This window comes from Xanthomonas cissicola (assembly GCF_008801575.1).
Classification (GTDB): domain Bacteria; phylum Pseudomonadota; class Gammaproteobacteria; order Xanthomonadales; family Xanthomonadaceae; genus Xanthomonas; species Xanthomonas cissicola.
The window spans coordinates 18,846-29,878 of the sequence record NZ_VZPL01000056.1 but is presented as its reverse complement, the minus strand read 5'-3'; the positions used below and the strand labels follow the sequence as shown (position 1 = coordinate 29,878).

The 11,033-nt window shown below is 63.9% G+C and carries 2 protein-coding genes and 1 pseudogene; 2 read left to right on the top strand and 1 reads right to left on the bottom strand.

The window, feature by feature from the left end; translation table 11 throughout:
- Window positions 1-127: integrase core domain-containing protein (locus tag F7R02_RS18840; protein ID WP_151210081.1), on the top strand; the 127-nt coding region annotated here is incomplete at its 5' end.
- Window positions 128-182: 55 nt separating this feature from the next.
- Window positions 183-10,115 (top strand): annotated as a pseudogene (locus F7R02_RS18835) (non-ribosomal peptide synthetase).
- Here F7R02_RS18835 and F7R02_RS18830 read toward each other — a convergent pair.
- Window positions 10,112-10,984, bottom strand: coding sequence for a 4'-phosphopantetheinyl transferase family protein (locus tag F7R02_RS18830; RefSeq protein ID WP_235857362.1), 873 nt, complete (start codon window positions 10,982-10,984; stop codon window positions 10,112-10,114). The pseudogene F7R02_RS18835 and the gene F7R02_RS18830 sit on opposite strands and share 4 nt — an antisense overlap.
- Between the last annotated feature and the right edge of the window lie 49 nt (window positions 10,985-11,033).

Genomic DNA, 11,033 nt, shown 5'->3' with positions numbered 1-11,033 from the left:
CACCGAAATCGAACGCTGGCGACGCGAATACAACGAGGACCGACCCAAGAAGGCGATCGGCGGCATGACCCCGGCTGCTTATGCCCAACATCTGGCAAACACCGATATCATTACCCCCGGACTCTAAACCAAACCACTACTCAGGGTGGGGGGACGTCGGCGGCAGGAAAACGCAGATGCCGGTGGCGACGCTGCCTGCGATGTTCGAGGCGCAGGTGCAGCGGACACCGGATGCGGTAGCAGTGGCCTTTGGTGACTTGCGCCTGACCTATGCCCAGCTCAATGCAAGGTCGAATCAGCTTGCGCATCACTTGATTGCACTTGGGATTGGGCCGGACCAGCGCATCGCCTTGTGCATGGAGCGCTGCCCCGAATTGGTGGTGGCGTTGCTTGCGGTCCTGAAGGCAGGCAGTGCCTATGTTCCGCTGGATCCGCGTTATCCGTCCGAGCGGCTGGCCTACATGCTGTCCGACAGCACACCGCGTGCGCTCATCGTCCATTCGGCAACGCGCGATCTGTTGGAGGACACAAACGCCATCCTGATCGATGTGGATACGCCTGAGTGGCTGCATCGGCCCACCGATACTCCGCTGGTCGCAGGGTTTGCGCCGTGCCATCTGGCGTATGTGATCTATACCTCCGGCTCCAGCGGTCGTCCGAAGGGGGTGATGGTTCCCCACGACGCCCTGAGCAACTACCTGCATTGGGCGATCGACCACTATCACCCCCGGCAAGGCGCAGTGGTGTCGTCGTCGCTTTCGTTCGATGCAACCGTCACCAGTCTCTACCTGCCTTTGCTATGTGGCGGTACCACCGAACTGCTTCCTGAGCGGGACGAGATCGAGGCCTTGTTGAAGCGAGTCTGCGCCGATCAGCCACTGTGCTTGGTCAAGATCACGCCGGCCCACCTGGATGTCTTGACGCAGCAGCTGGCTGCTTGTGGCGGTACTCCGTCGGTGTCGTTGTTTGTAGTCGGTGGCGAGGCCTTGCACGCATCGACGGTCAAGCGATTGCGTCAGCTTGCACCTCATGCGCGCGTGGTCAATGAGTATGGGCAGACCGAAACGGTGGTCGGATGCGTGGCGTATGAAATCCCACTGGATTGGGACGCAGGCACATTAGCCACCATTCCGATCGGGCGGCCGATCGACAATATGCGTGTCTATCTGCTGGATGCGAATAGGCAGACGGTTCCTGCTGGTGTGGCCGGAGAACTGTGCATCGCTGGCAGCCAGGTCACGCGTGGCTATCTCAATCGTCCAGAGTTGACCGAGCAACGCTTCGTGGTCGATCCATTCGGCACTGGGCCGGAGCAACGAATGTATTGCAGCGGCGACCTGGCGCGCTGGATGCCCGACGGAACGCTCGAGTACCTCGGGCGTAACGATGACCAGATCAAATTGCGCGGTTTTCGGATCGAGCCTGCGGAGGTGAGCTCCAGGATCCTGGACAATCCGTTGGTGGCCGATGCGGCGGTGGTGATTCACACTGCCGCATCGGGAGAAAAATGTCTTGTGGCGTACTACGTGAGCGACGCGCCCGAGGTGACTGCCGAACGTCTGCGCGAGCAGCTGCAGCAGCGGCTTCCCGATTACATGGTGCCTGCGGTTTACATCCGCATGGACCTATTGCCGATGACACCCAATGGCAAGTTGGATCGTCATGCCTTGCCTGCGCCCGATGCACAGGCGTATGCCCAGCAGGGGTATGTGTCGCCTGAGGGGCCGACCGAACAGTTGCTTGCCGTTCTATGGAGCGATGTCCTGAAGATCGAGCAAGTCGGTCGATACGATCACTTCTTCGAGCTTGGCGGGCACTCCCTTCTAATCGTCGCGTTATTGGAGCGGATGCGACAGCATGGCCTTGAAGCCAATGTAAAGTCCCTGCTTGCTCGACCCACCGTGATGGGGATGGCGGCGGCGGTTGGCGCCAGTCGCGACCAGGAGATTCCCGAGCCGCGCATTCCAGAAGGGTGCGACCGCATCACGCCGGATCTGCTTCCGCTGGTGGAGCTGTCACAGCAAGCAATCGATACCATCGTCAGCACGGTGCCCGGTGGTGCGCGCAACGTGCAGGACATCTATCCGGCGGCACCACTGCAGGAAGGCATTGCCTACCATCATTTGACAGCGACTCAGGGCGATCCCTATCTGCAATATGCGCTGTTCGTTTTTTCGGATCGGGCTCGCCTGGATGCATTCGCAGCCGCGCTCCAGTGCGTGGTCGCACGTCACGACATTCTGCGCACTGCGTTGATCTGGGAGCAGTTGGATGCGCCGCTCCAGGTGGTCTGGCGGCAGGCGACCGTGCCGATGATCGAGATTGCGGTGGGGCCTGCTGAGGAGGATGTCCTACAACTGCTGCGTGCCCACCTGGATCCGGCGCGCCAGCAACTCGATCTGCGGCAAGCTCCCTTGCTGCGTCTGTGCTATGCCTACGATGGCGTCGGCCAACGTTGGGCGGGCGGGCTACTGTTCCACCATTTGGTCGGAGACGCTGCGTCCCTGACAGGGTTGCTGGAAGAGATCGACAGCCATCTGCGCGGAGACGGCGCACGATTGCCGCCGCCGTTCCGGTATCGCACCTACACCATGCATGCCCGCCGCGATCAGCACGCAGAGGAACACGCGCGCTTTTTCAAGGAAATGCTCGGCGATGTGTGCGAGCCGACCATTGCATTCGGGTTTCAGGATCAAGGTGTGGTTGACCAGCAAGTGCGCAAGGCAGTCATCCAGATCGACGCCTCGATTGCGCAGCGGTTGCAAGTACATGCGAGGCGATTGGGGGTTAGCGTTGCCACGTTGTGTCACGTCGCCTGGGCGCAGGTGCTTTCCGCAGCGTCGGGGCAGCAGGACGTGGTCTTCGGCACCGTCATGCTGGGGAGAACGCAGGGAAAGGAGATCGAACGTGCCATCGGAATGTTCATCAACACGTTGCCGATCCGGGTTCGCTTGGGTCGGGCCAGCGTGCGTGCCGTCATCAAGCAGACGCATGCCTGGCTGAGTGAGCTGTTGGCGCATGAACACGCTTCGCTGTCGCTGGCGCAGCGTTGTAGCCGCATGTACACACAGCGCGTGTTGTTCAATGCATTGTTCAACTATCGCCGGCTGAGTCGGGCCAATCTCAATGGCACCGTGCTGCAGGCGTGGCCGGGGATTGATGTTCTGGGGGGAGAAGAACGTAGCACCTATCCGGTGAGCCTCTCCATGGATGATCTTGGCGATGGTTTCCAACTGACGGCGCAGGCCTCGGCAGACGGCGTGCCCGCCAGAATGTGTGCCTACATGCAAACCGCATTGCAGCAGCTGGCCGACGCGCTCGAGCATGAGCGGGAGACGCCGATCGACCAATTGTGCGTGCTGCCGCCAGCAGAGCGCCAGCGTTTGCTGGGCTTCAACCTGCAGCATCGCGTGCCGGAGCGGATGGACACCGTGCACGGGCTGTTCGAGCGGCAGGTCGCGGCGACACCTGAGGCGGTGGCGCTGGAGTGCGACGGCCAGCGCCTGCAGTACCGCGAGCTCGATACGCGGGCCAACCAGCTGGCGCATCGGTTGCTGCAACTGGGCATCGGGCCGGACGAGCGGGTGGCGATCTGCGTGCAGCGCAGTGCGGAGCTGATCATCGGCCTGCTGGCCATTCTCAAGGCGGGCGCAGCCTATGTGCCCCTGGACCCGACCTATCCGGCCGAGCGGCTGGCGTATCTGCTGCACGACAGCGCCCCGCGCGCGGTGCTGGTGCATGCGACCACCCGCTCGGCGCTGGGCGCTGCGGCGCTGCCATTGATCGACATCGACAATGCCGCCGCAGGCGAGCTGCCGTGCACCAATCCGCAGGTTCCCGGCCTGACCGCCGCGCATCTGGCGTATGTGATCTACACCTCCGGTTCCAGCGGCCAGCCCAAGGGGGTGATGGTCGAGCATCGGCAGCTGGCGCAACTGGTGGCGTGGCACACGGCGGCCTTCGGGGTGGGCGAGGGGACGCGCAGCTCCAGCCTGGCCGGTCTGAGCTTCGATGCGGCGGCCTGGGAGATCTGGCCAAGCCTGTGCAGCGGTGGCGTGCTGGTGATGCCCAGCGCCGCGCACAGTGCGGATGTGGCATCCCTGCTGCAGTGGTGGTGTGCGCAGGAGCTGGATGTGAGCCTCCTGCCCACGCCGATCGCCGAGCATGCGTTTGCTGCCGGCATGACGCCCCAGCGTCTGCGGTGTCTGTTGGTCGGTGGCGATCGTCTGCGGCAGGTGCCCGAGGGCCTGCCGTTTAGCGTGTACAACAATTACGGTCCGACCGAGACGACGGTGGTGGCCAGCAGCGGCGTAGTGCCCCCTGGGGTGCCTAACCCGTCCATCGGTCGACCGCTGCCGTACCTGCGCGCGTATGTGCTCGATGCCCAGGGGCAGCTTGCGCCGTTGGGTGTGGTGGGCGAGCTTTATCTGGGCGGTGCAGGGGTGGCCCGCGGGTATCTGGGGCGTGAGGCACTGACGGCCGAGCGCTTCATCGGCGACCCGTTTTATCCGGGCGCGCGGATGTACCGCACCGGCGATCTGTGTCGTTGGCTGGACGATGGCCGGCTGGACTATGTCGGCCGCAACGATGCGCAGGTCAAGATCCGTGGCCGACGCATCGAGCTGGGCGAAATCGAAGCGCATCTGCTGACCCATCCACAGGTGCGCGAAGCGGTGGTGCTGGCCCGCGAGGACGTGGCGGGCGAGCGGCGGCTGGTGGGGTATGTGATCGCCACCGCCGAGGCGCCGACAGCGGCCGAGCTACAGCGGCATTTGCGCGTGCACTTGCCGGAGTACCTGGTACCCGAGGCTTTTGTGCCAGTGGACGCGTGGCCGCTGACGGCCAACGGCAAGCTGGATCGGCACGCATTGCCTGCACCCGATGCCGCGCAACGCAACCTGCAGACGTATGAGCCGCCTGCCAATGCGCTGGAGTAGCAGCTGGCCGAAATCTGGCAGGCGGTGCTGGGGGTGGAGCGGGTCGGGCGCCACGATAATTTCTTCCAGCTCGGCGGGCACTCCCTGCTGGCGGTGACGCTGGTGGAACGGCTGCGCCAGCAGGGTCTTGGCATGGATGTGCGGGCACTGCTGGGACAGCCCACCTTGGCGGCAACGGCCGCAGCGCTTGGCCGCAGCCAGGAACTGGAGGTGCCGCCGAACCTGATACCGGCCGGCTGCGCACGCATTACCCCGGAGCTGCTGACACTGGTGGAGTTGTCGCAGGCCACGATCGATCGCATCGTGGCCACAGTGCCGGGTGGGGCGGCAAACGTGCAGGACATCTATCCACTGGCGCCGCTGCAAGAGGGGGTGTTGTATCACCATCTGATGGCGCGCCAGGGCGACCCCTATCTGCTGCAGGCACAGTTGGCCTTCGACGACAAACCGTGCCTGGACGCGTTCGTCGCACTCCTGCAGCGCGTGGTCGATCGACACGACATCCTGCGTACCAGTGTGGCCTGGGAGGACTTGGCTGCGCCGGTGCAGATCGTCTGGCGACAGGCACGTGTAGTTTGCGATCCGGTGCAGTTGAGCCCAGACGATGGAGATGTGCTGGAGCAACTGCAGGCGCGATTCGATCCATGCCAGTACCGTCTCGCTCTCACCCATGCACCCTTGCTGCAATTGCATTACGCGCAGGATCCGCACAATGGCAGGCTGGTGGCGTTACTGCTGTTCCATCACATCTTGCTGGATCACACCGCACTGGCGGTGATTCGCGAGGAAATGCAGCACCTGTCCGCAGTCGGTGACGCCGGCCTGCCAACGCCCACGCCCTACCGTACGTATGTGACCCAGGCGCTGCGGGGCAAGACCCAGGAGGAGCACGAAACCTTCTTCAGGCAATGCCTGGGAGACATCGATACGCCAACGCTGGCTTTCGACACAGAAGATACGCCCGGCCATCTGCAACCGCTGCAGCAGTCCGACGTACTGCTCGATCCCATGCTCGCCAGTCGGCTTCGCCGGCAGGCGCGAGATCTGCATCTGAGCGTCGCAAGCCTCCATCACCTGGCCTGGGCGATGGTGCTGGGATCGGGGGTGGGTCGCGATGATGTCGTCTTCGGCAGCGTCTTGCTCGGGCGCATGCAGGGCGGCCCCGCTGCCGATCGCGCCTTGGGCATGTTCATCAATAGCCTGCCGATCCGGGTCAGACTCGACGCGCCTGCCGCGGCCGCCGCGCGGCGCACGCACGATGCCTTGACGGCGCTGATGGCACACGAACATGCATCGCTGGCATTGGCGCAGCGCTGCAGCAGCATTCCCGCTTCGACGCCGCTGTTCAACGCATTGCTCAATTATCGGCATAGTCCGCCGCTACCGGCAGACGCGACGACATCCGCTGCCTGGCATGGCGTGCATGCACTTGGCAGCAGCGAGCGCACCAATTATTCGCTGCTGCTGAACGTGGATGATCTTGGAGACCAATTCGCGCTGAGCGTGCAAACCCGTGCGGACATCGGTGCCGAACGCATGTGCGCTTTCATGCAACGCGCACTTGCGCAGTTGGTCGATGCGCTCGAGCAGTGCTCGGACCTGCCGGTCGGTCAGCTGTGCGTGCTGCCTGCCGACGAACTCGGACAGCTGCTGGACACCTTCAACGCCACCGATCGCGACTATCCACATGCACAGACCGTGCATGCGCTGTTCGAGCAGCAGGCGGCACTGACGCCGGAGGCGCCAGCCGTGATCGATGGAGCGCATCGGTGCAGTTATGCAGCGCTCAACCGCAAGGCCAATCAGCTTGCGCATTACCTGATCGGCCTGGGAGTAGGGGCGGGCCAGTACGTGGGCATTCGCCTTCCACGTTCGCTGGAGTTGGTGGTCGCGCAATTGGCCATCAACAAATGTGCCGCAGCGTATCTGCCGCTGGATGTGCAGTCGCCAGACCAACGTTTGCAGCAGATTCTCGATGAAAGCGCAGCGCGCTGGGTCGTCAGTCGTAGCGACCAGCCGCTTCCCGATGGTGCTGCACGATTGGACATGGATCTGCTCGACTTGAGCGCATCGCCCACGCACGATCCGCAGTTGTCCCAGTCCAGCGCGTCGGACGCCTATGTGATGTACACCTCCGGCTCGACCGGTGTTCCTAAAGGCGTGCGGATCGCGCATCGGGGCATCAATCGGCTGGTGTGCAACAACGGCTATGCCAAGTTCCAGCCCGGCGATCGGGTGGCCTTCGCTGCCAATCCGGCCTTCGACGCCAGTACCCTGGAAGTGTGGGCGCCGCTACTCACCGGCGGCTGCGTAGTGGTGATTGCGCAGGACATCGTGCTGTCGCCAGACCGGCTGCGGGAGTGTTTGCAGAACCAGGCCGTCAACGTGCTGTGGCTGACGGCCGGGCTGTTCCATCACCACGCAGCCGTGTTGCTGCCGGCCATTGCGCAGCTGCGTTATCTGATCGTGGGCGGTGACGTCCTCGACCCGGCAGTGGTAGCGCGGGTGTTGGCCGAAGGGGCGCCGCAGAGGTTGCTCAACGGATACGGGCCGACCGAGACCACGACCTTCGCAACCATCCACTGCATCACCGAAGTCTCCGGCCCCATTCCGATTGGCCGTCCCATCGGCAATACCCGTGTCTATGTGCTGGATGCGCATGGTACGCCGCTGCCGATCGGCGTGGCGGGCGAGTTGTACATCGGCGGCGATGGTGTGGCGCTGGGATACCTGCATCAACCGACGCTGACCGCCGAGCGGTTTATTGCCGACCGCTTCAGCGGCAAGGCGGATGCGCGCCTGTATCGCAGTGGCGATCTGGTGCGCTGGCGGGCGGACGGTGTGCTCGAATACCTGGGCCGCACCGATGGGCAGGTCAAAGTGCGCGGTTTCCGTGTTGAATTGGGAGAAATCGCGTCCGCGCTCCAGACGCATCCGGCGGTTGCGATTGCGGCGGTTGTACAGCGTGAAGATGTGCGGGGGTCGAAACAGCTGGTGGCTTACTACCAGACAGACGTGGCAGCGAACCTCGCTCACGATGCACAGGCGTTACGCATGCATCTGTTGACCCGCGTACCGGATTACATGCTGCCGTCTGCGTATGTACAGATGGAGCAATTGCCACTGACCGCCAACGGCAAGCTGGATCGGCATGCCTTGCCGCTGCCGGCACGCAATGATCATGCTGGCCACGACGACACGCCGCCACAAGGCGAGCTGGAAACATTGCTCCATACGCTGTGGTCGCAGTTACTTCGCATCGATCGCATCGGGCGGCACGACGATTTCCTCGCACTGGGCGGTCATTCGCTGCTGCTGGTACGCCTCAATGGCCTGCTGAAGCGGGCAGGGACGGCGGTGCCGTTATCTGTGCTGAGTGCGCATACCAGTCTGGCGGCGATGGCGACAGCGATCGAGCGGTGGCGGGAGACCTCAACGCCACCGGGCGTGGTCACCGTGCGGATGGGCGGCGACAAGCGCCCGCTGTTTTTGGTACATGACTTCAGCGGTCTGGATCTGTATTTTGCGCCCCTGGGCGAGCACCTTGCTCCGGATGTGCCGGTCTATGGGCTGTCCGCTGTTGCGTTGGGCGCGCCCCAGCCACGTACCGTGCAGGAACTTGCGGCGCGTCTGTTACGTCATCTGCGCGCGGTGCAGCCGCACGGACCTTACCGGGTTGCCGGCTGGTCATTCGGCGGGCTGTTGGCGTACGAGATTGCCACCCAATTGCTCGCTGTAGATGAGCTGGTCGAGTTCGTTGGTTTGATCGATACCTATCATCCCTCGCAACTCGATCTCGGTCCAGCCTACATCGATCCTGCGCACGCGCCGCAGCGCCTCCTGCTGCAGCACTGCCTGGCCGCGCTGCCGGATGATGAGCAACGTGCCTCTGCCCAGGCCAACCTGCAGGCACTCGCGGCGCAGGTTGGCCAGTGGGAAGACACGGCATTGATCAGACTGTGCCGCTCGCGCGGCTGGTTGCCGTCCGCGTGGGCCGACCAGGACGACGCCAGCCTGCCGCAATCGCTGGCGCGCGAGTTCGCACACGGCTATGCACAGCGACACTACCTGCCGATGGCCATCCATATGCCGGTCCATCTGTTCGCTGCGGCGCAGGCCCTGGCGCCCCGGTCGGCCAGCGATGCAGCGCTGGCATGGCAAGCGTTGCTTGGCGCAGACATGCTGACCTGCATCACCGTGCCAGGGGATCACCACACGATGCTGCAAACGCCGCATGTCGCTGCGTTGGGTGCGGCGATCAGCCAGCAGCTGGAAGCCAGTCAGCAATCGCTGCCTCGTGGTCCGCAACTCCACGTGCCCTTGACCCGTATCCAGACCGGAGCCCTGCAGCAGCCAGTGGTGGTGTGCGTGCCGGGAGCGGCGGAGAACGTTGCCGGATTCGTCGATCTTGCCGCTGCACTGGGCGATGCCTGGTCGGTCTACGGTCTGCAGCCACGCGGATTGCAGCGTGACCAGCTCCCGCACGGCACTGTCGAGTCCGCCGCAACGGCCTATGTTGCATGGATGCTCAAGGAGCTTCCCGGCCATCCGATCCATCTGCTCGGTCATTCGTTTGGCGGATGGGTGGCCTTCGATCTGGCCCGCCAGCTGGCTGCACATGGGCGCACCGTCGCATCGCTGACGCTGCTCGACGCCGAAGCGCCTGGCGGTGATGGTGCAGTTGGCAAGCCTTACACCGCCACCGCCGTGCTTGAACGCCTGATCGAGTCGCTGCAGCTCTCCAGAGGGACGCGTCTGGGGATTGATCCCCTCCTGTTCCCGACGCTGGACCACGCGGAGCAATTGGAGCTGGTTCGGGCAGGCATGGTGCGTGCGGGACTGTTACCGCATCGTGCGCCGGCCGATGCCATCCATGGCGTGGTGCAGGTCTTTGGGACCGCACTTCGCACGGTCTACCGCCCTGCTTTCCGCTACCCGGGCAGCCTGCGCCTGGTGCTGGCCGACCATCCGTTGCTGGATGCGGCGGACAACCGTACCCAGCACGAGAAGCAGGCTGCAGGATGGCGGGCGCTGGCAAGCGAATTGCGCATCTGGCATGCGAGCGGCGATCACTTCAGCATGTTGCGCGCTCCGCATGTGCATCAGCTTGCGCGCTGGTGGAGTCAATCGGTTCGTTCAAACGGGTCCGACGAACGGCGCATGGAGTCCTCGGCCTAGCGCGCCTCGCAGCGAACTCCGATGGCAATGTGACTGCCCTGTTGCGTGGAGCGCGCCACGCGCAGGGTTGGGCAAGCGCGGTGCTCGCCAGCGCATTCTGGAGGCTGGCGGAACAGCGTTATCGCGTGGACAGGCCACGCCATGCCGGCGCCCGCGGGGGAAGGCAACCGTGGGGCGCTTTGCCTGCAAGATCGGTGTTCCTGCGTAGACGCAGTCACCAGACGCGGTAGGTGACGACCGTTTGCGGATCGACCCAAGCGAAGCCGACAGGGCACAGGTGACCCGCCGGCAGCGACGGGCAGAGCGATTCGCAAAGCCTGAGCTGGAGATAGCCGGCGGCCACGTCCACACCTGTGACCTGGCGCCGCCGAGAAGTCGAAGTAGCGTCCGACAGCTGCAAAACTCGCTTTGAACAGGCTTTCCTTCGCCGAAAAAACCAGCGTCAGCAATGCATCCAGCGCCAAGTCGCCGGCATCGTGCAGCGTCTTCAGCAAAGCCAGCCCCGAGGCGTTTACCACCGTGGCCCGCAACGCCGCTTGGGCATCGGGGCTTGCCAGGTGTTCCAGATCGATGCCGATGCTACGCCACCGATCGGCAGGCGCGACGGCGGAAATGGCCAGCCGGTGACTATGGCTGATGCTGCCTGCGGCAGTTTTCGGCCACACCGGCTCGCGTGCGTCGCCGGTTGCGATCTGCACAGTGTCAGGGTGAGTGACCAGGCCTTGCTGATACAACGCGTGGCGCGCGGCGAGTCTGCCGAAAAAGTAATCGGCTTGGCGCTTGCGAACGCTGCGAACGATCGCAGGCGGGCAGGCGATTGCGCACCGCGCGAACGCATCAGGTGAAAACTGATCGCTGGCAAAGTCCATCACCTGAGCAACCAGATGTTCGCCTGTCGGACACGGTAGGGCAGATTGC

Excerpts from the sequence above, each read along its gene's own strand:
- F7R02_RS18830 (WP_235857362.1), bottom strand. The coding sequence starts at position 10,984 with ATGGACTTTGCCAGCGATCAGTTTTCACCTGATGCGTTCGCGCGGTGC.